Source organism: Comamonas sp. UBA7528 (assembly GCF_002479375.1).
Lineage (GTDB): Bacteria > Pseudomonadota > Gammaproteobacteria > Burkholderiales > Burkholderiaceae_C > Comamonas.
On record NZ_DLMU01000001.1, the window covers coordinates 358729 to 381543 of the forward strand.

The 22815-nt window shown below is 64.8% G+C and carries 23 protein-coding genes; 4 read left to right on the top strand and 19 right to left on the bottom strand.

Annotation, left to right across the window (positions count from 1 at the left end):
* Nucleotides 1-52 precede the first annotated feature (52 nt).
* The 4 genes from B3349_RS01700 to xth all read left to right on the top strand — a co-directional run bounded on the left by B3349_RS01700 (nt 53) and on the right by xth (nt 1716).
* Complete coding sequence (locus B3349_RS01700) at nt 53-355, top strand: ASCH domain-containing protein (protein WP_291585855.1); 303 nt, start codon at nt 53-55, stop codon at nt 353-355.
* A complete protein-coding gene (locus B3349_RS01705) occupies nt 352-561 on the top strand; it encodes a hypothetical protein (RefSeq protein ID WP_291585857.1) in 210 nt (69 codons plus the stop codon). The genes B3349_RS01700 and B3349_RS01705 overlap by 4 nt, the downstream gene beginning before the upstream one ends.
* Nucleotides 558-827, top strand: a complete 270-nt coding sequence (locus tag B3349_RS01710) for a MerR family transcriptional regulator (RefSeq protein ID WP_291585859.1) — start codon at nt 558-560, stop codon at nt 825-827. Before B3349_RS01705 ends, B3349_RS01710 begins: the two co-directional genes overlap by 4 nt.
* Before the next feature lie 112 nt (nt 828-939).
* Nucleotides 940-1716 (top strand): exodeoxyribonuclease III, encoded by a 777-nt coding sequence (gene xth / locus B3349_RS01715; protein WP_291585862.1) that lies wholly within the window; start codon nt 940-942, stop codon nt 1714-1716.
* A gap of 204 nt (nt 1717-1920) precedes the next feature.
* On the opposite strand, the gene B3349_RS01720 is transcribed toward xth, so the two are convergent.
* From B3349_RS01720 to B3349_RS01810, 19 genes are all read right to left on the bottom strand, one after another.
* Nucleotides 1921-2838 (bottom strand): hypothetical protein, encoded by a 918-nt coding sequence (locus B3349_RS01720; protein WP_291585864.1) that lies wholly within the window; start codon nt 2836-2838, stop codon nt 1921-1923.
* A gap of 181 nt (nt 2839-3019) precedes the next feature.
* Nucleotides 3020-4588: a nitrogen regulation protein NR(I) gene (gene ntrC / locus B3349_RS01725; protein ID WP_291585866.1), complete on the bottom strand. Its 1569-nt coding sequence runs from the start codon at nt 4586-4588 to the stop codon at nt 3020-3022.
* Between the two features lie 40 nt (nt 4589-4628).
* Nucleotides 4629-5699 carry a nitrogen regulation protein NR(II) gene (gene glnL, locus B3349_RS01730; RefSeq protein ID WP_291585867.1) on the bottom strand — a complete coding sequence of 357 codons (1071 nt, stop codon included), beginning with the start codon at nt 5697-5699 and terminating at the stop codon, nt 4629-4631.
* A gap of 327 nt (nt 5700-6026) precedes the next feature.
* Nucleotides 6027-7442, bottom strand: a complete 1416-nt coding sequence (glnA, locus tag B3349_RS01735) for a type I glutamate--ammonia ligase (RefSeq protein WP_192334992.1) — start codon at nt 7440-7442, stop codon at nt 6027-6029.
* A 350-nt stretch (nt 7443-7792) separates the two neighbouring features.
* Nucleotides 7793-8629: an EI24 domain-containing protein gene (locus B3349_RS01740; RefSeq protein ID WP_349682174.1), complete on the bottom strand. Its 837-nt coding sequence runs from the start codon at nt 8627-8629 to the stop codon at nt 7793-7795.
* Between the two features lie 91 nt (nt 8630-8720).
* Nucleotides 8721-9707: a sterol desaturase family protein gene (locus tag B3349_RS01745; RefSeq protein ID WP_291585870.1), complete on the bottom strand. Its 987-nt coding sequence runs from the start codon at nt 9705-9707 to the stop codon at nt 8721-8723.
* A gap of 9 nt (nt 9708-9716) precedes the next feature.
* Complete coding sequence (locus B3349_RS01750) at nt 9717-10553, bottom strand: polysaccharide deacetylase family protein (RefSeq protein WP_291585914.1); 837 nt, start codon at nt 10551-10553, stop codon at nt 9717-9719.
* A gap of 83 nt (nt 10554-10636) precedes the next feature.
* A complete protein-coding gene (locus tag B3349_RS01755; RefSeq protein WP_414646835.1) occupies nt 10637-11692 on the bottom strand; it encodes a YncE family protein in 1056 nt (351 codons plus the stop codon).
* 518 nt (nt 11693-12210) lie between these two features.
* Nucleotides 12211-12735: a phosphoribosyltransferase gene (locus B3349_RS01760; RefSeq protein ID WP_066533924.1), complete on the bottom strand. Its 525-nt coding sequence runs from the start codon at nt 12733-12735 to the stop codon at nt 12211-12213.
* Between the two features lie 50 nt (nt 12736-12785).
* Nucleotides 12786-14162 (bottom strand): adenylosuccinate synthase, encoded by a 1377-nt coding sequence (locus B3349_RS01765; protein WP_291585873.1) that lies wholly within the window; start codon nt 14160-14162, stop codon nt 12786-12788.
* 29 nt (nt 14163-14191) lie between these two features.
* Complete coding sequence (locus tag B3349_RS01770; RefSeq protein WP_291585875.1) at nt 14192-15346, bottom strand: ATP phosphoribosyltransferase regulatory subunit; 1155 nt, start codon at nt 15344-15346, stop codon at nt 14192-14194.
* 93 nt (nt 15347-15439) lie between these two features.
* Nucleotides 15440-15631: a DUF2065 domain-containing protein gene (locus tag B3349_RS01775; RefSeq protein WP_291585877.1), complete on the bottom strand. Its 192-nt coding sequence runs from the start codon at nt 15629-15631 to the stop codon at nt 15440-15442.
* Between the two features lie 29 nt (nt 15632-15660).
* Nucleotides 15661-16554, bottom strand: coding sequence for a protease modulator HflC (hflC, locus tag B3349_RS01780; RefSeq protein WP_066533928.1), 894 nt, complete (start codon nt 16552-16554; stop codon nt 15661-15663).
* Nucleotides 16555-16566: 12 nt separating this feature from the next.
* A complete protein-coding gene (gene hflK, locus B3349_RS01785) occupies nt 16567-17937 on the bottom strand; it encodes an FtsH protease activity modulator HflK (protein ID WP_291585880.1) in 1371 nt (456 codons plus the stop codon).
* A 69-nt stretch (nt 17938-18006) separates the two neighbouring features.
* Entirely contained in the window at nt 18007-19176 is a 1170-nt protein-coding gene (gene hflX / locus B3349_RS01790) for a GTPase HflX (RefSeq protein WP_066533932.1), read from the bottom strand.
* A 72-nt stretch (nt 19177-19248) separates the two neighbouring features.
* Nucleotides 19249-19497 carry an RNA chaperone Hfq gene (hfq, locus tag B3349_RS01795; RefSeq protein ID WP_066533936.1) on the bottom strand — a complete coding sequence of 83 codons (249 nt, stop codon included), beginning with the start codon at nt 19495-19497 and terminating at the stop codon, nt 19249-19251.
* Nucleotides 19498-19606: 109 nt separating this feature from the next.
* Nucleotides 19607-20941, bottom strand: a complete 1335-nt coding sequence (gene der / locus B3349_RS01800; protein ID WP_291585884.1) for a ribosome biogenesis GTPase Der — start codon at nt 20939-20941, stop codon at nt 19607-19609.
* A 13-nt stretch (nt 20942-20954) separates the two neighbouring features.
* Nucleotides 20955-22079 (bottom strand): outer membrane protein assembly factor BamB, encoded by a 1125-nt coding sequence (gene bamB, locus B3349_RS01805; RefSeq protein WP_291585887.1) that lies wholly within the window; start codon nt 22077-22079, stop codon nt 20955-20957.
* Nucleotides 22080-22117: 38 nt separating this feature from the next.
* Nucleotides 22118-22798, bottom strand: coding sequence for a YfgM family protein (locus B3349_RS01810; RefSeq protein ID WP_291585888.1), 681 nt, complete (start codon nt 22796-22798; stop codon nt 22118-22120).
* Nucleotides 22799-22815: the final 17 nt, after the last annotated feature.

Genomic DNA, 22815 nt, shown 5'->3' on the forward strand with positions numbered 1-22815 from the left:
GGGAAGGCGGCGCGCCGTGCCCTGATTGCACAGGCGAGCAGAAAGGCTAGGCATGACCACCCTCTACCTCCCCCTCAAGCGCGAGTATTTCGAGGCCATCCGCGACGGCCGCAAGCCGGAGGAATACCGCTTGTGCACGCCGCACTGGCGCAAGCGCCTGGAGGGCCGCGAGTTCGACCAGGTGGTGCTGACGCTGGGGTACCCGGCGCGCGACGACCAGGCCCGGCGCCTTGTGCGCGCATGGCGCGGTTTCACGATCAAGACCATCACGCATCCGCACTTCGGTACCGACCCGGTGGAAGTGTTTGCCATCGACGTTTCGGAGCCCGCCACACAGGAGGTCGACCAGCCATGAAGCCCAAGCCGCTCACACGGGCGCAGCGCACCATGCTGCACAACGCCATCACCGGCAAACCGCTGCACCAGGGGCTGCGCACCACAGCCGTCACCCACCGCACATGCAGCACGCTGCAGGCCCTGCACCGCCGGGGACTGCTGGCGGGTGTCGACCACAACCCCACTGACGCCGGCCGCGCCGTGTTCCTCCCGCCGGGAACGTGAGCGACGGCGCCCAGCGCCAGCCCAACCCCTTAATTGACCACTTGCCCCGCCCGCCGGGGCTTTTTTTCGACGGCACGATCATGGATGCAAACACCCTCCCGAATGTCCACCGGATCAGCGCAGCATGCGAGAAGCTGCAGATTTCCCGGGCAACCCTCTATCGAATGGCGAAAGCTGGCACCATTGAGCTTGTTCGCGTCAGCAAGGGCGCAAGCCGCGTCACAGACGCCAGCCTGCGCAAGCTTCTGACGCCAGATTCGCGGTGAAAGTGACTCGATAATTTCGGGTAGCTAGATGGGTAGCTAGATGGGTAGCTAATTGGTATATCCGCCAAATAGCACCTCCACAAGCCGCATGAAATATGGATTTTCTTAAAAAATGAAAATAGCCACCTGGAACGTCAACTCCCTGTCCGTGCGCCTGCCGCAGGTGCTGGCCTGGCTGCAGGACAACCCGGTCGATGCACTGGGCCTGCAAGAGCTCAAGCTCACCGATGACAAATTCCCCTTTGACGCCTTGCAGGCCGCCGGCTACCACGCCGTGACCCATGGCCAGAAGACCTACAACGGCGTCGCCATCCTGAGCCGCCATCCGCTGCGCGATGTGGTGCGCAACATTCCCGGTCTGGACGATGCCCAGGCCCGCACCATTGCCGCGACGCTGGACACGCCCGAAGGCCCGGTGCGCCTGGTCAACGGCTACTTCGTCAACGGCCAGGCGCCGGGCACGGACAAGTTCGCCTATAAGATGCAGTGGCTGCAGGCCCTGCACGACTGGGTGCAGGCCGAAATGGCGCAGCACCCGCAGTTCGTGCTGGTGGGCGACTTCAATGTGGCGCCGGAAGACCGCGACTCCTTCGACCCCGTGGGACTGAAGGACACCATCCACCACACCGTGGAAGAGCGCACGCATTTCCAGGCCCTGCTGGACCTGGGCCTGACCGATGCCTTCCGCATGTTCGAGCAGCCGGAGAAAAGCTACTCCTGGTGGGACTACCGCATGCTGGGCTTCCAGAAGAACCGCGGCCTGCGCATCGACCACATTCTGGTCAGCGAAGCCGTGCGCCAGCGCACCGCGGCCTGCCACATCGACCGCGCACCGCGCAAGAACCCGCAGCCCAGCGACCACACCCCTGTGGTGCTGGAACTGCGTTAAACCCAGCTCACTTAGGCTCCAGCGGCCCAACCAGCGGGGCGCGCCACCGGCCAGAACACCGACACAACGCACAACGCCCTTGCGGGCACAGCCCGCAAGGGCGTTGTGGCATGCAGCCGCGCAAAGACGCAGGGGGATGGGTGGCACGCAGAACACCCGTGCCCCTCGCGTGCGCCGCCCCTGCCGCCCGAAGGCGGCGCTGGTTCAGCCGCGCTCCATCCAGTGCTGGCGCACCCACTGCAGCTTGGCGTGGTGCAGTTGCAGGCGGTTCTGCTGGCGCTGCAGCAGGCTGGAAGGCTCCGGCGACAGCGCCACCGCGGCCAGCAAAGCGGGATACAGGGCCAGCATCTGCTGCTCGCGTTCGGCGCACAGCTGCAGCACGCGCTCGGTGTTCACCTCCTGCACCCAGGAACGCAACCATATTGCACCGTAGTGCATGCTGGTGCCAATGCGCAGCAAGGGATCGACCCAGTCCCTGACGCTGCGTGTGGCGGGCGCCAGTTCGCCGGAAAACTCCTGCAGCATGGCCAGATGGCGGTCCACGACCTGGCGCACAAACGCGGTCGGCGGAGGATCGGCTCTGCGCAGCAGCAGGACCAGGTCATGGACCGTATGCAGCTGCAGGCGGTAGAGGGGGCGCAGCAATGCGCCGTCTTGGCGGTCGTTGGCCCGCACGGCCATTTTGCGGCCCTGGCGCTGGCGGGCACGCAGCCAGGCCCCGTGCACCGCATCGCGCACCTGCACCCACTCCAGCAGGCTGCTGGTGTCGTGCGATTCCCAGCGGCGCTCCAGCTCCTGTTCGATCTGGGTGAATTCGGAGGCCTTGAAATCGAAGGCAGCCTGCCAGCCCATGGCGTAGGCCGGACGGTACTGGTCGTAGCCGCGGCCCGTCACGTAGTACGGCGCGTGGATATAGGTGTCGTGCCAGAAGGCATCTTCCTGCACGGCGGCCGCACCGTCGCGCAGCGGGTGGTAGCGCCCATTGGCGGCCGGTTGCTCCGCATGGCCTCCCAGCAGTCGGTGGCCGCCAGGCGCCACGATCCCGGAGCGAAAGCTCTGCGGTGCGCGTGCACCCAGGCTGTCCGGCTGGAATTTGCGCGGTAGAGGAAGGGCTTTGCCCATGGGGAAATGACTCCGAAAGCAAATAAGTGCCGATGGAGTCCATATTGTCAAAAACTGTCCACGCCCCCGGGGTCAGTCCGCACTCGGAACCCTTGTAGGACAGTTTTGCGTTACATCCGCAGCGCGGGCCCCACGGGACGGCCAGACCAGGCCGGCCGCCCGTGGGGGAGAGACGCGGCGCCTATTCGCCGGCGTCTTCCAGACCCAGTTCCTGGATCTTGCGGGTGATGGTGTTGCGGCCGATCCCCAGGCGCTGCGCGGCCTCCATGCGGCGGCCATGGGTCACGCCCAGGGCTGCGCGGATCAGGCGCGACTCGAAGCGGCGGCTGAGGGCATCCCAGACATCGGTGTGGCCGGCCGCCAGCAGGCGCGTGGCCTCGGCCGACAGGCCGTCGTCCCACAGGGCCGCCGCTGCCGCCTCCGCCGCACCTGCGCCGGCCGCATGCGATGCCGGCAGATAGGATTCCACACCACGTGCGGCAGGCTGCTCTGGCAGGTAATCACCCGCACCGCTGGCCACGGCCACGGGACGGTGTTCTGCCGCCACGGCCTCGACCGCCGGCGCGCTGGCCGGGGTGTGCAGCACTTCCGGCGGCAGGTCCTGCACCGAAATCACCTGGGCAGGCGCCATCACCGTCAGCCAGTGGCAGATGTTCTCCAGCTGGCGCACATTGCCGGGGAAGCTGAACTGCGTCAGCCGCTGCAGCGCTTCCGGCGCAATGCGCTTGGGCTCCACGCCCAGTTGCTTGGCGCTTTTCTGCAGGAAGTGGCGCGCCAGCATCGGTACGTCTTCGCCACGTTCGCGCAACGACGGCAGGCGCAACCGGATCACATTCAGGCGGTGGAACAGGTCTTCGCGGAACACGCCGTCCTTGACGCGCAGTTCCAGATCCTGGTGGGTCGCAGCGATCACACGCACACTGGTCTTGACGGCCGAGTGGCCGCCCACGCGGTAGAAATGCCCGTCCGACAGCACGCGCAGCAAGCGGGTCTGCAGCTCGAAAGGCATGTCGCCGATTTCGTCCAGGAACAGCGTGCCGCCTTCGGCCTGCTCGAAGCGGCCGCGGCGCTGTGTCTGCGCGCCGGTGAACGCGCCGCGCTCATGGCCGAACAGCTCGGATTCCAGCAGGTCCTTGGGGATGGCTGCGGTGTTGATGGCCACGAACGGTCCATTGGCCACGGGCGAATGCTTGTGCAGCGCGCGGGCCACCAGTTCCTTGCCGGAGCCGGATTCGCCGGTGATCAGCACGGTCACCAGGCTTTGGCTCAGGCGGCCGATGGCGCGGAACACGTCCTGCATGGCCGGTGCCTGGCCCAGCATTTCGGGCATGGCGGACTGGCGCTCTTCGGCCACCTGTTCGCGGCTGCTTTCCTCGACCGCACGGCGGATCAGGGCCACGGCCTTGGGCAGGTCGAACGGCTTGGGCAGGTATTCGAAGGCACCGCTCTGGAAGGCGGAAACGGCGCTGTCCAGGTCGGAGTACGCCGTCATGATGATGACGGGCAGCTCCGGGTCTTTCTCGCGCACCTGCTCCAGCAGTTGCAGGCCGCTGCCGCCGGGCATGCGGATGTCGCTGACCAGCACCTGCGGGCCCTGGCGCGCCGGGTCCCCGGCGGGCAAGGCGCTCAGCGCCTCCAGCACTTCACGCGGGTTGGTGAAGCTGCGCGTGGCCAGGTTTTCACGGGCCAGTGCCTTTTCCAGGACGAAGCGGATCGAGGGGTCGTCATCTACTATCCAGATCGGCTTCATGTTCGCGTAACCCTTTTCTTTCTATGTGAAACACCAGACCTCAAGGCAGAGGGATCAGGATACGGAAATCGGTGCGTCCCGGGCTGCTTTCGCATTCGATCAGCCCCTGGTGGCGTTGCACAAAGGTCTGCGCCAGCGGCAGTCCCAATCCGGATCCCCCATCCCGGCCTGTCACCAGCGGATAGAAAATCCGCTCCTTGATGTGCTCAGGCACGCCTGGTCCGTTGTCAATCACATGCAATTCCAATGCCAGCTTGTGGCGCTGGCGGCCCATCGTGACCTGGCGGGCCACGCGGGTGCGCAAGGTGATCTCGGCATCGCCCACGGCCATCCGGTCGGCCAGCACCTGGGCCGCGTTCTGCACGATGTTCAGCACCGCCTGGATCAGCTGGGCACGGTCGCCCCGGAACTCCGGGATGGAAATATCGTAGTCGCGCCGCACGGTCAGCCCCTGCGGGTGTTCCACCAGCACCAGCGAGCGCACGCGTTCGCAGACTTCGTGGATGTTGACGTCGCCCACCTGGTGGGGGTGGCGGTGGGGGGCCAGCAGACGGTCCACCAGGCTTTGCAGGCGGTCCGCCTCGTGGATGATGACCTGGGTATATTCCTTGAGCTCGCGGCTGTCGAGGTCCATCTCCAGCAGCTGGGCCGCGCCACGGATGCCGCCCAGCGGGTTCTTGATTTCATGTGCCAGGTTGCGCACCAGCTCCTTGTTGGCGGCCGCCTGCTCGACCAGCCGTTCCTCGCGGTCCTGGCGCACCTGCTGGTCCAGCACCCACAGCTCCACCAGCACCTCGCCGCGCTCTTCCAGCGGCGCGATGGTGGCGTGCACCATCAGCGGCTCCTGCACCGGCGGAACCAGCGTGGTGTCAAAGCGCATGGCGGCATAGTCCAGCCCCTTGCCGCCCGCCAGCGCGTTGTCGAGCAGCGCAGGCTGGGCAATGAAGGTGGAGAAGCGGCTGCCGTCGAGCATGCGGCGCGACATGCCCAGGGTGTTTTCCAGCGCCGCGTTCGCAAAGATCACCTCGCCATGGCGGTTGAGCACCACGGTCAGTGTGGACAACAGGTCCAGCACGGCAAAGCGCTGGGCGGTCAGATGCGTATCGGTCATGCAAATACCAAGCAAGCTCAGTGCCTGGCCGGGGTGCGTTCAGGTAAAAAACAAGAGCAGGCGACGCGCGCTGCAGAGGCCCTGCATCGCATTATGGGCATGAATCACGGTCGATGGGCCGGTTCGTCGAGGGTGGACACCGGCGCAGGTGATGGCCTGGCAGGTCCTGCGGAGGTGACGGGGATGCCGCCCGGCAGCACGCCATTGCTCCCCCCGGCAGGAAGCACCTCACCCGGACGGGACGCCGACAAAAAAAAGGCGGCCCGGAGGCCGCCTTTTTAGAGTGCCTGGAGGGCCCCTGCCGCGAACGGCAGACCCCCACAGGGCTTACAGCGAGTAGTACATGTCGTATTCGACAGGGTGCACGGCCTGACGGAAGCGGGTCACTTCGCCCATCTTCAGTTCGATGTAGGCGTCGATCATGCTGTCGGAGAACACACCACCCTTGGTCAGGAAGGCGCGGTCGGCGTCCAGGGCTTCCAGAGCCTGGTCCAGGCTGTGGCAGACGGTGGGCACCAGCTTGTCTTCTTCCGGAGGCAGGTGGTACAGGTCCTTGGTGGCGGCTTCGCCGGGGTGGATCTTGTTTTCCACGCCGTCCAGACCGGCCATCAGCAGCGCTGCGAAGCCCAGGTAGGGGTTCATCAGCGGATCGGGGAAGCGGGCTTCCACGCGGCGGCCCTTGGGGTTGCTCACGTAAGGAATACGGATGGAAGCGGAACGGTTCTTGGCCGAGTAAGCCAGCTTCACGGGCGCTTCAAAGCCGGGCACCAGACGCTTGTACGAGTTCGTACCGGGGTTGGTGATGGCGTTCAGGGCACGGGCGTGCTTGATGATGCCGCCGATGTAGTACAGGGCGAAGTCGGACAGACCGGCATAGCCGTCACCGGCGAACAGGTTCTTGCCGTCCTTCCACACGGACTGGTGCACGTGCATGCCGGAGCCGTTGTCGCCAGCGTAGGGCTTGGGCATGAAGGTCGCGGTCTTGCCGTAGGTGTTGGCCACGTTCCAGATCACGTACTTCTGCAGCTGGGTCCAGTCAGCGCGTTCCACCAGGGTGGAGAAGCGGGTACCCAGTTCGTTCTGGCCAGCGCCCGCCACTTCGTGGTGGAACACTTCGACCGGAATGCCCAGAGATTCCAGGATCAGGGACATCTCGGCGCGCATGTCTTGCGTGCTGTCGACGGGAGGCACGGGGAAGTAACCGCCCTTGACGCGGGGACGGTGACCACGGTTGCCGGTTTCGAACTTGGTGCCGCTGTTCCAGGGGGCTTCGTATTCTTCGATTTCGAAGAAGGGGTTGTGGGGTTCGGTGCCCCAGCGCACGCCGTCGAAGATGAAGAATTCGGGTTCGGGACCGAAGTAGGCGGTGTCGCCCAGACCGGAAGCCTTCAGGTAGGCTTCAGCGCGCTTGGCCACGGAGCGGGGATCGCGGTCGTAGGCCTTGCCGTCACCGGGTTCGATCACGTCACACTGCAGGATCAGCGTGGTTTCTTCAAAGAAGGGATCGATGTTGGCGGTGCTGGGATCGGGCATCAGCAGCATGTCCGAGGCTTCGATACCCTTCCAGCCGGCGACCGACGAACCGTCGAAAGCGTGGCCCGACGTGAACTTGTCTTCGTCAAAGTGCGACAGGGGCACGGTCACGTGCTGTTCCTTACCGCGGGTATCGGTGAAGCGCAGATCGACGAACTTGACGTCGTTCTCCTTCACAATGCTCATCACGTCTGCAACGGTCTTAGCCATCAGGTATCTCCTGGAAAAGCGCTTGAAAAAAGTACGGGGGATGCAAAGCAGAATGCGTGCCAGGGCCGCAGTTGGACTGTCTTCCCTGGGTGCAGTGGCGCCGCACACCGAAAACCACTGCCATGCACCCCTCGATAATCACCGAGTTGGTGCAAAAAAGCAGAGTACGCCTGTCGAACTTTTGATTGCACTATTTTGGTGCAATTTAGCACCTAAATAGTGCCTTGGCTCAACCACATGCTCCGCATCGCAGGCCGTCAGTGTAGCCGCGCCCAGGGCTGTAGCGAAGGCTTGCACCGGTTTCGCACGCCATTGTGCTGCCATCCTGGTGCACCCCTGCCCAGCGCAGCTCAGGGCACGCGCACCGCGTCCGGTGCCGCCCCCTGGGTGACGGCCTCGCGCCGCAGCTGTTCCAGTGCCGCCAGGCAGAAATGGGCAAACCACAGCGACGACAGCGCGAACACCAGCGCGTAGATCCAGATGGCCAGCGGCACCAGCAGCCAGAACAGCGCCACGAACACCACGCCCGAGGCCCAGACCACGCTGGGCGCAGCCCCCATCACCCCGCAGACCACGCCCATGCCCAGCAGCGGCATGCGAAAGCGCGTAAGCACCGCCTGGCGCTCGGCCTGGCTGGCGTGTTCGGCCAGGGCATCGAAGGCCATCACGCGGTAGGTGAGCCAGCCCCACACCAGCGGCGGCACCACCAGCACCAAAGGGGGAATGAACCACAGCGGGATGGACAGCACCAGCACCACCAGGGCAATCAGCGTGGAGCCCAGGGCCCAGGCCAGTGCCTGCCACCAGTGACCGCCCTGCTTGCGCTCCAGCAAGGGAAAGCGCCGCTCGGCCACCCATTCCACCAGCGTGGGCGTCATGAACAGGGACACCAGCATCAGCACCAGCACCACCAGCAGCCCCGTGGCCGCCAGCACCAGCAGCACGGAACCCAGCACCTCGACACCCCAGCTCAGGCCGCGCTCCTGCATCCAGTGCCACACCGCGCCCAGCCAGCCCACGCCTTCAAGTGTCTGCACCGTCCAGTGCAGCGCCGGCTGCCAGAACAGCCAGGACAGCAGCGCGGCCAGCAGCGCCATCAACAGCAGCGGGAACAGCGACCAGGCAATCACCTTGCGGTGCAGGCAATTGCCCAGCGCGCGGACAAATGAGGCTAACAGCAGGTTCATGCCCCGCAGCATAGCGGCCTGTGCGCACAATGCCATAGGACAGCGGCCACTTTGCCGCTGTGCATGCCCGGGCGCCCTGCCCCCTGCCCGCTCAGGCGCGGTTCACCAGCCGCAGCAGGCCCTTCCACTGCTGGGACCAGAAACCCTGGCCGTAATCGCGCAGCTGGCCCTGGGCATTGGGCTGCACCTGGTCGCGCACGCCGGTGGGGTCCCAGCGCAGCTCGAAGTTGGCCGTGCCCCACAGCATGTCCCACCAGGGCAGCAGCACGCCAAAGTTGTTGCCATGGGCCTTCTGGTTGCGCACCGGGGCCCGCATTTCATGGCCGATGCCGATGGTGTGGTGGCGGCGGTGAAAACGCGGGCTGACCCACAGGCGCTCGCCCACTGTGCCGAACCAGACGCGCAGATTGGCGTGCTGGAAGCTTTCGCTCAGCTGCGTCAGCGCCACCAGCAGCACGAACTGCGACGGCTGCACCCCGATCAGCTGGGCCACCAGCACGATGATGCTGTCGCGGACCACATCGTCCAGCAGGTGGTTGCGGTTGTCGCTCCACATGGTCATCTGCCGCTGCGAATGGTGCAGCGCATGCAGCTTCCACCACCAGCCCCAGCTGTGCTGGCCGCGGTGGATCCAGTAGTCCAGCAGGTCGAACACCAGCAGGTAGAGGATGAAGCTGATCCAGGCCTTGTCCGTCACGCCCGGCCACAGGCCTTCGAGCTGAAAGGTGGGCAGACCCCAGACATGCAGCTGGCCGAACAGGTCATTCCACAGCGGCTCGGTGGAAAAGAACAGCGCCACCCGGAACAGGCCCAGCCGGTGTACCAGGGTGTAGAGCATGTCCACACGGATGGCGCGGCGGTCGGTCACCGCCTCGACCGGGCGCCAGCGCTGCAGCGGGGCGATCACCAGCACCAGCACCAGCAGTTGCAGCAGTCCCACCAGCAGCCAGCCGGAGGCCTCAAAGGCGTCTTCCATCAGGCTGGCCATGCCGGCGTAATACAGCACCGGCTGCACCACGCCTTCGTACAGGCCTTGCTGGGCCTGGCCAAACCATTGGGACAATGTCTCCCACACCATGTTCTTCCCTCATTGCGGCGGATCCTGCTGTCCGCACTGTAGTCCTACGGCTGGCGCGCAGCCGCCGCCGCGGCGGTGTGACCCCTGCACCCAGGCACGGTAGTCGGGGTGCTGGTCCAGCGTGCGAAAGCAAAAGCCCTTGGCCTGCAGGCCGGTGATCAGTGGCTCCAGCACCGCAGGCGCCCACGGATCCTTGCGTGACCAGATGCCCAGGTGGGCCAGCAGCACATCGCCCGGACGGATGCGCGCCAGCGCCTGCTGCAGCAAGGCGGCGTTGCTGAACTTCTCGCTGGACAGCTCATCCCCCAGAAAGCCGGCCGGCGACCAGCCGGCATGCTTGAAGCCGCAGGCCTCGGCCGCCTGCAGCAGCTGCGGCGAGGTCTTGCCACCGGGGGCACGCCACAGCGGCAGCGGTGCCTGGCCGGTGGTCTGGCGCAGCCAGTCGCTGGACTTGCGGATCTCGGCACAGTACTGCGCGGCGCTGAGCGTGAAGGTCTGGTCCTTGCGTGCCCCCTGCGAAGGCCGCACACGGAAGGAGCGGTCCGCCGCCGTGCCCAGGTCGCCACGCCAGTAGGTGTGGTCCCAGGTGTGGCTGGCAAAGCGGTGCCCTTCCTGGGCGCGCGCCTTCCACCACGGCGCCCAGTGCGTGCCCAGGCTGCCGTCACCCTGCTGCGTGGTCTCGTTGGCGGCAAAGAAGGTGACGCGGACCTGGTGGCGGCGCAGCACGTCGGCCACCAGATCGGCCACGCCCATGTGGCCGGTGTCGAAGGTCAGATAGACCGGTTTGTCACAGTCTTGCGGGGCGATCTGGCTGCTGCCATGGGTGCCGCCACTGACAGCACCCATGTACAACCCAACCAACACCCCGGCGGTCCTGCGTGCGGCAGGCAGATAGGCGGCCATGCACCCTCCTCGCGGTCTGGCGGTGTTCAGCGCGGCGAGTGGGCCAGGGTCCACACGCCGTGGGGCGACTTGCCCACATTGACCTGGCGGATCACCTTTTTTTCCACCATGTCGATCACACTGAGCTTGCGCGCCCAGCGCGAGGACAGGTAGATGTAGCGGAGGTCGGCCGTCACGTCCATGCAGTCCGGACCGCCCGGTGCGGGGTAGTTGTCCACCACGGTGTGGGTGGTCATGTCGATCTTGCTGATGGTGTTGGCCACGCGGTTGCTCACCAGCAGGTGGCGGCCGTCGCCCAGCGCGCGGAAGGCGTGTGCGCCCTTGGCCGTGGGGATCTGCCCCACGCGCTTGGCCGGCGTGGCCGTGGCGGCGGGGTTGATGCCGAACACCTCCACGCCATCGCTGCCGGTCAGGCCGATGAAGATGAACTTGCCGTCCGGGCTGCCGTACAGATCGGCCGGCATGGAGCCCGTGGGCACGCGCCACAGCAGCTTTTGCGTGTGCAGGTCGATGGCGACCAGCTCATCGCTGTCCTGCATGGTGGAGTAGATCGTGGTGCTCTTGGCATCGATCCACAGGTGGCTGGGCGTCTTGCCCGTGGGAATGCGCTGCACCAGCTGCGGGTTGCTACCGTCCCAGCGGTAGATGTCCACGTGGTTCAGGCGATTGGCGGCGGTGATGAACCACTTCATGTCCGGCGAGAACCGCAGGTGGTAGGGGTCGACGATGTCGCGCACCGTGCGCTGGATGGCGGCCGTGCGCGGGTCGACAAAGGTCAAGGTATCGCCCGTGGCATTGGCCACGATGATGGACTTCTCGTCCGGCGTCAGGTACAGGTGGTGCGGCTCCTTGCCGGTGGGCAGGCGCGCGGTTTCGGTCCAGGTGGCGGGGTCGACCACGCTGATGGTGGCGTCCAGCGAATTGAGCACGAACACAGGGGGCGGCTTGCCACCGGCAGCCGGTGCGGCCGCTGCAGCAGCAGCCACAGGGGCGGGGTGTGCCGCCGCGCCGGATGCCGTCGAACCTGCGGACACCTTGGCGGGTTCAGACGCGCCGAACAGGTTGGAGAAGACTCCAGCCATGGCCGGTGTAGAGAGCGAACCCAGCAGCCACATCAGGCTCTGGCGCTTGGAACGGGAAACCGCCACAGGGACACCACTTTCAAAAATGAGCCCGCAGTGTATGCCTGCCGCAGAGGCTTGCAATGGCAGTGTAGTGCCGATGGGGGACATCACGCATTTTTGCGACACCGGCCCGGGGCCATATCCGACGCGGCGCCTGTGCTGCAGGCGCAGCGACCACTCCCTCCAATCGATCCTGGGGCATACAGCCATCAGCGCAGATAGCTATATTTTTATGAGCACTCAACACCTAGCCTATGGCGACTTCAAATAAATTATTGGCTTAGATCACCATTACACCTGTCTAAGGCGCTCACTTTTTGATATACGCAGCCTGCAATCGGAGGTTGCGCACCGATAGCCAGGCCATGGCACTGCCCAGACCCCAAGGCCCCGCAGACGCCATGCAAAAAGGCCCCTTGCGGGGCCTTGTGCGGGGGTGGAATGCACCGGCCTTCAGACCGGAGCCGAGCCGGAGCTCAGACCTTCCACTTTTCCAGCAGCTTCTCGGGCGACAGGTTGTCGTAGCCTTCGAAAGGCTGGTGGATCCAGGGGTTGGTCGGCAGGTCTTCCACCGAGTAGTCGGCCTGGAAGGTGGACACGCCCTTGGTCCAGATCACGGCGGTACGCAGCTCGGTGATGGGCTGGTAGTTTTCCTTGAGCATCTTGACCACGGCGTTCAGCGTCACGCCGGAGTCGGCCAGGTCGTCGACCAGCAGCACGCGGCCGGCGATCTCACCCTTGGGGGTGGCGATGAAGCGGCCGATGTCCAGGTGGCCGCGCACCGTGCCGGCTTCGGCGCGGTAGGAGCTGGTGGACATGATGGCCAGGGGCTTGTCGAAAATGCGGCTCAGGATGTCACCGGGACGCAGACCACCGCGTGCCAGGCACAGGATGGTGTCGAACTGCCAGTCCGACTGGTGGATCTTGATGGCCAGCTTTTCGATCAGGCCGTGGTATTCGTCATAGCTGACGTACAGGTGCTTTCCGTCTTCAGTCAACATAGGTTGGCTCCGGTCTCTCGCGTGTGGGGTGGTTGGCTGGTGCACACCGCTCAGGCAGCGCTGTAGGGGTTGTGCATCAGGATGGTGTGATCGCGGTCGGGGCTGGTCGACACCATGGCGATGGGCACGCCCGTCACTTCGGCAATACGGTCCAGATAGCGGCGGGCATTCACCGGCAGCTTGTCGTATTCGGTCACACCCACGGTGGAGTCGGTCCAGCCGGGGATGGATTCGTAGATGGGCGTGCAGCGCTCGATGTCGTCCGCACCCAGGGGCAGCAGGTCGATCTTTTCACCGTCCAGCTCGTAGCCCACACACAGTTGCAGCTCTTCGATGCCGTCCAGCACGTCCAGCTTGGTGATGCACAGACCGGACAGACCGTTGATCTGGGCCGAGCGCTTGAGCAGCGCGGCATCGAACCAGCCGCAGCGGCGGTAGCGACCGGTGGTCACCCCCATCTCGGCGCCCACGGTGGACATCACGTAGCCGGGAGTACCTTCCTTGCGCCATTCCAGTTCGGTGGGGAAAGGACCGCCACCGACGCGGGTGCAGTACGCCTTGGTGATGCCCAGGATGTAGTGCAGCATGCCCGGGCCGACACCGGCGCCAGCGGATGCATTGCCTGCCACGCAGTTGGACGAAGTCACATAGGGGTAGGTGCCGTGGTCCACGTCCAGCAGCGTGCCTTGGGCGCCTTCGAACAGCAGGTTGCCGCCGTCTGCGTGCACGGCATTCAGCTCGCGCGACACGTCGGCAATCATGGGCTTGAGCAGTTCGGCGTGGCGCATGGCTTCGCTGTAGACCGCGTCAAACTGCACTTCGCCGTCCTTCATGTACGGTGCCAGGGCAGCGCCGAAGTCGAAGTTCTTGGAACCCAGCACGTTCACCAGGATGTGGTTGTGCAGGTTCAGCAGCTCGCGCAGCTTGGTGGCGAAACGCTCGGGGTGCTTGAGGTCCTGCACACGCAGGGCACGGCGGGCGATCTTGTCTTCGTACGAGGGGCCGATGCCCTTGCCCGTGGTGCCGATCTTCTGCACACCGCCTTGTTCGCGGGCCGCTTCACGGGCCACGTCCAGTGCCTGGTGGAAAGGCAGGATCAGCGGGCAGGCTTCGGACACGCGCAGGCGGTCACGCACCTGCACGCCGGCCTTTTCCAGGCCTTCGATTTCTTCAAACAGCTTGCCGACCGACAGCACCACACCGTTGCCGATGTAGCACTTCACGCCGGGGCGCATGATGCCGCTGGGAATCAGGTGCAGCGCTGTCTTCTTGCCGTTGATCACCAGGGTGTGGCCGGCGTTGTGACCACCTTGGAAGCGGACCACGCCTTGGGCACTTTCGGTCAGCCAATCGACCAGCTTGCCCTTGCCTTCGTCACCCCACTGGGTGCCGACTACGACGACGTTGCGACCTTTGCTTGCTTTCATGTCTAAATCCGTTGAAATGGAAAAATGCCTCAGAAGGCTTGTACGACCCATTGCCCGGCACGCAGCACAAGCTCCCGATCGCAGTGGAATTCATCAACCTCGCTCTCGTGCCCAGGCAGCACGCAGACCACGGTTTCCCCTTGGGCGCGCAGTGCGGCAATCGCCTGCGCCAAACTGGCATCGCTGGCCCCCCAGGGCGCACGCACCGCCGCCTTGAGCGGCCGCGCAGGCACCACCGCCACCAGCTGCTTGATGTCCAGCGAGAAGCCGGCGGCAGGCCGGTTGCGGCCGTACACTGCGCCCACTTCGTCATAGCGGCCGCCACGCACCAGCGCATCGCTGGCGCCCGGGGCATACACCGCATAGCGGGTACCGCTGTAGTAGGCGTAGCCGCGCAGGTCGGCCAGGTCCACCGTCACCTTCACATCGGAAGGCAGCTGGGCGGCAAACCACTTCAGGTGGGCGATCACATGCTGGGCACCGGGCACGCGGGCCAGCGCCTTTTCGGCCTCGTCCAGCACCCGCACGTCTCCGTACAGCTGCAGCAGGGCTTGCAGGCCCTCACGCGAAGCCTGGGGAAAATTCCGGGTCAGCTCGGCCAGGCCAGTGGCGTCCTTGGCGGCCAGCGCCGAGTGCACGCGCTGCAGCACGCTGGTGTCGACCATCACGCCCGCCAGCAGACTGCGCACGATGCGCACATCGGCCAGGTCCACGCTGTAGTCACTGACCTGGGCGCCCTTCAGGCAGGCCAGGGCCAGCTGCAGCGCTTCCAGATCGGCTTCCGGGCCGGCATGGCCATAGATTTCAGCACCGAACTGCAGCGGCTCGCGGGTGGCGCGGGGACGGTCGGGCGTGGTGTGCAGCACCGGGCCGCAATAGCACAGGCGCGCGACGCCGTCGCGGTTGAGCAAGTGGGCATCGATGCGCGCGACCTGCTGCGTCATGTCGGCACGCAAGCCCAGCGTGCGACCGGACAGCTGGTCCACCAGTGTGAAGGTTTGGAGATGGAGCGCTTCGCCAGAACCCGTCAGCAGAGACTCCAGGTACTCCAGCAACGGTGGCATGACCAGCTCGTACCCGTAGCTGCGGGCGGTATCGAGCAGTCCTCGACGCAATTCCTCGATGTGCCGTGCCTCGGAAGGCAAAACATCGGCGATGTGATCCGGCAGGACCCAAGCAGACATGGAAAAAGGGAGAGGCTGTTAAAAACGTGATTCTACCGGCTATCACTGCGCGCACCCAAAACCGGCCGCCGCAAGGCCCAGCCCGTACGCACGTTATTGCAACAGCAGCAGCACCAGTAGGCCAACTGCGATACCCAGCAGACCGATGAAACGCAGCTGGCCTTCACGCAGGGCCAGCATCTGGGAGAACGCCCGGCGCCAGGCGCCAGGAAAAAGAAAAGGGCCTAAGCCCTCGATGACCAGCACCAGCGCCAGCGCCATGCCCAGGTGGTTCCAGAACTCCATGGGATGGCGTGGCGGTGGTTGGCGCAATGTCAGCGTGCGGAGCTGCCGCCGCTGCTGCGCATGGCCTTGAAGAAGTCGGTGGACGATGGATCGACCACCACCACATCGCTCTTCTTGTTGAAGCTGGCCTTGTAGGCTTCCAGGCTGCGGTAGAACTGTGCGAACTGCGGATCGCGGCCAAAGGCCTCGCCGTAGACGCGCGCGGCTTCGGCATCGCCCTGGCCCTTGATGATCTGGGCATCGCGGTAGGCATTGGCGATGGTGATGTCGCGCTGGCGGTCGGCCTCGGCACGGATCTTTTCGCCTTCGGCACCGCCGGTGGAGCGCAGCTCGTTGGCCACGCGCTTGCGCTCGGCCTCCATGCGGCGGTAGACCGATTCGGTGATGGTTTCGGCGTAATCCACACGGGTGATGCGCACGTCCACGATGTCCACGCCCCAGGGCTTGGCACCGCTGACGGACTCCGCCACTTCACGCTTCACATCGGCCATCAGCGCTTCGCGCTTGGAAGACAGCAACTCGCGCACGGTGCGGCGGTTGATTTCTTCCTGGAAGGCATTGCGCACCACGCGGTTGAGCTGCATGGCACCGGCAGATTCATCCAGACCCACGTTGCGGATGTACTCCGATGGGTTGGAGATGCGCCAGCGCACATACCAGTCGATCACTACACGCTGCTTTTCGGCCGTCAGCACGGGCTCGGTGTCCGTGCTGTCGAGCGTCAGCAGACGCTTGTCGATGTAGCGCACGTTCTGGAACGGGGGCGGCATCTTCCAGTTGAGACCAGGCTCGGTGATCACTTCCTTGATCTGACCCAGGGCGTAGACCACACCGAACTGGCGCTGGTCCACGACAAAGAGCATGGAACTGAGCAACGCCACCACGACGAGCAAAGAGGAAACAAAAAATCCAACGCGGTTCACGTATTACTCCTCTTAGCGGGAATCTCGCTCGCGCGAGCGATTGGCATCGCGGGCACGGGGATCGATGGTATGGACCTGGGGCACGGCGGCCGGCGCTGCGGCGGCGTTGCCGGAAGCAGCTTCGGTGCCGGCCGCGGCATTCGACTGCTGCGAAACGCTCTGCATGATCTTGTCCAGCGGCAGGTACAGCAGGTTGGAACCCTGGCGGGAATCCACCATGACCTTGGTCACGTTGCTGTAGACCTGCTGCATGGTCTCGGTGTAGAGACGGTCACGCGTGACCTGCGGCTCTTTCTTGTATTCCGTCAGCAGCGAGCTGAAGCGCTGTGCATCACCTTGTGCCTGGGCGGTCAGACGGGCCTTGTAGGCTTCCGCTTCCTCCTTCAGGCGCGAGGCGGTACCACCGGCACGCGGAATCACGTCATTGGCATAGGCCTGGGCTTCGTTCTTGGCGCGCTCGCGCTCCTGACCAGCCTTGAGCACGTCGTCAAACGCGGCCTGCACCTGCTCGGGCGGACGCACGCCGCCCTGTTGCATGTTGATGCCCACCACTTCCACGCCCACCTTGTAGCGGTCCAGAATGGTCTGCATCAGCTCGCGCACCCGCGGGGCGATCTGGTCGCGCTCTTCTGCCAGCGCGGAGTCCATGCGCATCTTGCCCACCACTTCGCGCACCGCTGTTTCGGCCGCCTGCACCACGGCTTCTGCCGGGTTCTTGCTCTCGAACAGCCAGGCACGCGCATCGCTCAGGCGGTACTGCACGGCGAACTTGATTTCGACGATGTTCTCGTCTTCGGTCAGCATGGCCGACTCGCGCAGGCCCGTGCTCTTGATGATGTTGTCACGCCCCACATCGGCCGAGCGGATCTGCGACACATACACCAGCTCGTGGTTCTGCAGCGGGTACGGCAGGCGCCAGTTGAAACCGGCTCCCACGGTGGAATGGTATTTGCCGAACTGGGTGATGACGGCCTGCTGGCCTTCCTGGACGATGAAGAAACCCGTTCCCAGCCAGATCAGCACGGCCACGCCAGCGATCAGGCCCACGCCCATGCCGGCATTGCGCATGTCCGGCGGGGTGCCGCCACTGCGGCCACCGGTGTTGCCACCCGATGGCGGCTTGCCGCCGAACAGGCCCGAGAGCTTGCGGTTGAAATCTTTCCAGATCTCGTCCAGATCCGGTGGCTGCGAGGCATTGGAACCGTCGCGACCCCGGGGCGGTTGTGGAGGCGGTGTGGGACGGTCCTGCTCCGGACGCGGGTTGTTGGCGTCTTCGGGACGGTCCTCCCCTCCACGCCCCCAGCGGGGATCGTTCAGATTGAACATGCCCCGCAGTCGTTCCGGCAACACCGCCCACCGTGGGGCGCGATTCAAGAAATTCATGCGAAAAGTCTCAATTTTTGAAAAAGACACAGTTGCGCAACATTGTGCCCAATCCTGTCAGCCAGCCGTTTACAAATTGGCGTCGTCATCTGGGGTCATATCTGCAGCCCCTTCCTGGCGTGCCAGCAGAATGTCGGCCAGCAACTGGCGCAACGCAGGCAAGCCCTCACCCGACCGGGCACTGACAAACACCCGCGGTACGGCCACCCCGTCCACCTCGTAGCTGTCCTGCAACACCGCCGGACGCTGCCCGGGTTCCAGGGCATCCAGCTTGTTGAACACCAGCACCTGGGGAATGTCCTGGGCACCGATTTCCGCCAACACCTTGTGCACTTGATCCATTTGCTCCGGAAAGGTTGCATTGGATGCATCCACCACGTGCAGCAGCAGATCGGCGTCCACCGCTTCCTGCAGCGTGGCCTGGAAGGCATCCACCAGACCGTGGGGCAGGTCACGGATAAAGCCCACGGTATCAGACAGAGAGACCGAAGCCCCCGCTTCCGTCAGATACAACTGGCGTGTGGTGGTGTCCAGCGTGGCAAACAGCTGATCGGCCGCATAGGCGCGGGCCTTGACCAGGGCGTTGAACAGCGTGGATTTGCCGGCATTGGTATAGCCCACCAGCGAGATGTTGAACACATCCCGGCGCTCACGCTGGCGCCGCTGCGTGGCACGCTGCTTCTTGACCTTCTGCAGACGTTCCTTGGTGCGCTTGATGGCGTCGGCAATCATGCGGCGGTCCAGCTCGATCTGCTTTTCACCGGGGCCGCCACGGCCGCCGATACCGCCGGCCTGGCGTTCCAAGTGGGTCCAGCGCCGCACCAGGCGGGTGGCGACGTACTGCAGACGCGCCAGCTCGACCTGCAGCTTGCCTTCGTGGCTGCGGGCGCGTTGGGCAAAGATTTCGAGGATCAGCAGCGTGCGGTCGTTGACCGGCATTTCCAACGCACGCTCGAGGTTGCGCTGCTGCGCAGGGCTGAGCGCCTGGTCGAACAGGACTTCTTTGGCGCCGTGCATCTGGGCCAGCATGCGGATCTCGTCCGCCTTGCCGCTGCCGACAAACAGTGCCGCGTCGGGCACTTTGCGCTTGCAGGTGATGCGCGCAACAGGGTTCAGGCCGGCAGTCTGTGCCAGCAAGCCCAACTCTTCCAGCTCTTGGTCGAAATGGGGCAGACCGAAGTCCACACCCACCAGAACCACTGGGGCGGATGCCGTGGCAGAGCGCGAAGTATCAGTCATGGACCCTCCGCAGCACCGACATCACACCCCCACCCTGTGGCTGGCACAGGGAGGGAAACATGAAAAACCTAATCAAGCGGCAGGGGCTTCGCTGGTATCGGCCGTCGAGAAATTCACGGCACGGCCGGGGACGATGGTGGAGATGGCGTGCTTGTAAACCATTTGGGTGACCGTGTTGCGCAGCAGCACCACGTACTGGTCGAACGATTCGATCTGACCTTGCAGCTTGATGCCGTTGACCAGGTAAATCGACACCGGCACGTGTTCACGGCGCAGTGCGTTCAGGAAAGGATCTTGCAGAAGTTGGCCTTTGTTGCTCACGATATTCTCCGTGTTCGGAAATGTTGTTGTAAACGTACACCTTAACACAGCCCTGGTATTCCAGCCTTGCGCATGGCTGGGACCGGGCTGTGGACTGACTATTCCTGCCTCAATCCGAGTAGGGATTGTGGGAGGTCTTCATCTCGATGCGCAAGGGGGTTCCGACCAGATTGAACTCCTTGCGGAACCGCCCTTCCAGAAAGCGCTTGTACGCTTCCGTCACATGCTCCAGCGAGTTGCCGTGGATCACGATCAGCGGCGGATTCATGCCACCTTGGTGGGCATAGCGCATCTTGGGACGGTAGGAACCCACCTTCTTGGGCGTCTGGTACTGGATCGCTTCGAGCAGCAGGCGCGTGAGCACCGGCGTCGGCATCTTGCAGGTGGCCGACTTGTGTGCCTGCACCAGCGACGCCCACAGCGGGCCCAGGCCCTGGCGCTTCTGTGCCGAGATGGTGTGCAGCGGCGCAAACTTCAGGAACGACAGACGCGTTTCGATCGAACGCTCCAACATCTGGCGCTGGTAGTCATCCACCGCATCCCATTTGTTGACCGCCACCACCACGGCGCGGCCGCTCTCCAGCACATAGCCGGCGATGTGGGCGTCCTGGTCGGTCACGCCCTGTGTGGCGTCGATCAGCAGCAGCACCACGTTGGCGCCTTCGATGGCCTGCAGCGTCTTGACCACCGAGAACTTCTCGATGGCCTCGAACACCTTGCCCTTGCGGCGCAGGCCGGCGGTATCGATCAGCTCGAACTTCTGGCCATTGCGCTCGAACGGCACCGAGATGGCGTCGCGCGTGGTGCCCGGCATGTCGAACGCCACCAGGCGCTCTTCACCCAGCCAGGCATTGATCAGCGTGGACTTGCCGACATTGGGGCGGCCCGCCACGGCCAGACGGATGGGGGCTTTCTCCACATCGTCCAGCGTTTCCTCTTCGGGCTCGGGCAGGTTCAGCTGACCCAGTGCCTGCTCCACCAGACTGCGCACACCCTGGCCATGGGCGGCCGAAACGGCCACCACGTCGCCCAGACCCAATTCATAGAATTCGGTCAGCTGTGCGCCTTCGCGCATGCCTTCGGCCTTGTTGGCCACCAGCAGCGCGGGCTTGCCCAGGCGGCGCAGGTAGTTGCCGATTTCATGGTCCTGGGCCGACAGGCCGGCGCGGGCGTCCACGATGAACAGCACCACATCGGCTTCCGCCACGGCCTGGCGGGTCTGCTTGGCCATCTCCTTGAAGATGCCCTTGGATGCATCGGGCTCGAAACCACCGGTGTCGATCACGATGTATTCGTGCTTGCCCTGCTTGCCTTGGCCATAGTGGCGGTCACGCGTCAGGCCGGCGAAGTCGGCCACGATCGCATCCCGCGACTTGGTCATGCGGTTAAACAAGGTCGATTTGCCCACATTGGGCCGCCCTACGAGGGCAATTACTGGCTTCATTCCGAAGAAAATCTCATTCCGGCCGGAAGCCGTACACGCCACCATTGCGTGTCACGACCACCAGCGTATCGGCTGCAACCACGGGTGCGGCTGCCATGCCGGATCCATCTGTCTGCAGGCGGTTCAGGTGCGAACCATCCTGCTTGGAGAGTACGTGCACCAGGCCCGCATCGTCACCCATGATGACGGAGCGGCCCAGCAGCAACGGTGCCGTCAGGCGGCGGTGCTGGAAGCGTTCCACCGACCACAGCTTCTTGCCGTCGGCCCGGTCCCACGCCTGCACCACCCCGTTGCTTTCCGTGCCTGCCAGCAATTCTGCATCGCCGCCAACACCCACAGAGCCTCTGGCAGTTTGCGTCCACAGCACCTGGCCACGGGCGGCGTCCACGCAACCCACACTGGCCTGGAAGGCGCGTGCGCACACCACATTGCCTTGTGTGAACGTGGGACCGACCAGATCCACCAGTCGCTCCACGTCGTTGGTGCCGCGCGGGCTGGCCAGCGGGGCCTCCCACAACACGGCGCCGTTGTCGGGCTGCAGTGCCACCAGGCGACCGGCCATGCCCGTCACCAGGGTGTTGCCCACCGCCTGCAGCACGCCTGGCTGGCGCAGCACCAGCGGCTCGCCGGTGCGCGGCTGCGACCACAGGGCCTGGCCGGTGCGGGCGTCATAGGCCGCCACGGTGCGGTCTGCCGTCACCAGGAACACCCGGGCACCAGCCACCAGCGGTGCGGTGTAGGCACCGGCCTCCAGGCGCTTGCTCCACGCCTGCTTGCCGTCGATGATGCCGATGAGTTCGTTGGATTTGGTCACCACGGCCGTGGTCACGCCGTCGCTGCCCACGCCGCTGGACAAGGGCTTGCCCACCGAGGTGCGCCACAGATCCTGGCCGTTGCGGGCATTGAGCGCCACCACCGTGCCGTCGGCAGCCGCCAGATAGACGGCGTCACCCAGCACGTGGGTGCTCAGGCTCACGTCCTTGATGGCGCCCACGCGGGCCGTCCAGGCCTGGCGGATGTCCAGCTTGACCACGTTCGGACCCAGATCCTGCGGCTTGGGCTTGCTGGTGCCGAACCAGGCACATCCGCCCAGGGCGGTCACAAGTGCGGCGCTGGCTGCCCAGCGGCCGACGGTCATCCATGTTGCTGCGCCCTCTGCGCGATGTGCCCGAATCTTCACTTTGCAGTCTCCGTGCCGCCAGCGGCAGCCATGGTTTGGGGTTGTACGCCCAGTGCGTTGAGCTTGAATTCCACCAGGCGGCGGTATTCGTTCTGTGGATCCAGCGCCTTGTAGGCACGTTCGTAGGCCTGCACGGCCTCTTCGGCCTTGCCCTGCAGCTGCAGCAGATCGCCCTGGCGATCGGCCTGCACGCCGGCGAATTCCGCCGGGAAGCTGCCGGCCAGCACCTTGCTGGCGCCGTCCAGGTCTTTTTGCTGCATCAGCACCGCAGCCAGGCGCAGGCGGGCGACGGCCTTGTGACCGTCGTCTCCGGCCTTCTCACTGGCCCAGGTCAGCGTGGCCTTGGCGTCATCGAGCTTGCCGGCATCGGCCTGGGCCTTGGCGGCAGCCAGTGCAGCCAGTCCGGCTTGCTGGGTGCTGGCGTATTTTTCCTGGATGTCCTTGAGGCTCTGGGCCACGCGGCCGTCGTCCTTGGATTCGATGGCCACCTGCACGGCGTCGGCCAGGGCCGCCGCCTGCACGGACTGGCGCTGCTGCCAGTACTGCCAGCCATTCCAGGCGGCGAAACCGCCGAAAGCCACCACCAGCACGCCGGTGATGGGCGTACCCCAACGGCTCCAGAAATGCTTGAGCTGGTCGATCTGTTCTTGTTCTTCGAGGTCGAGATGCGTTGCCATAGCGTGTGTCTGCAATC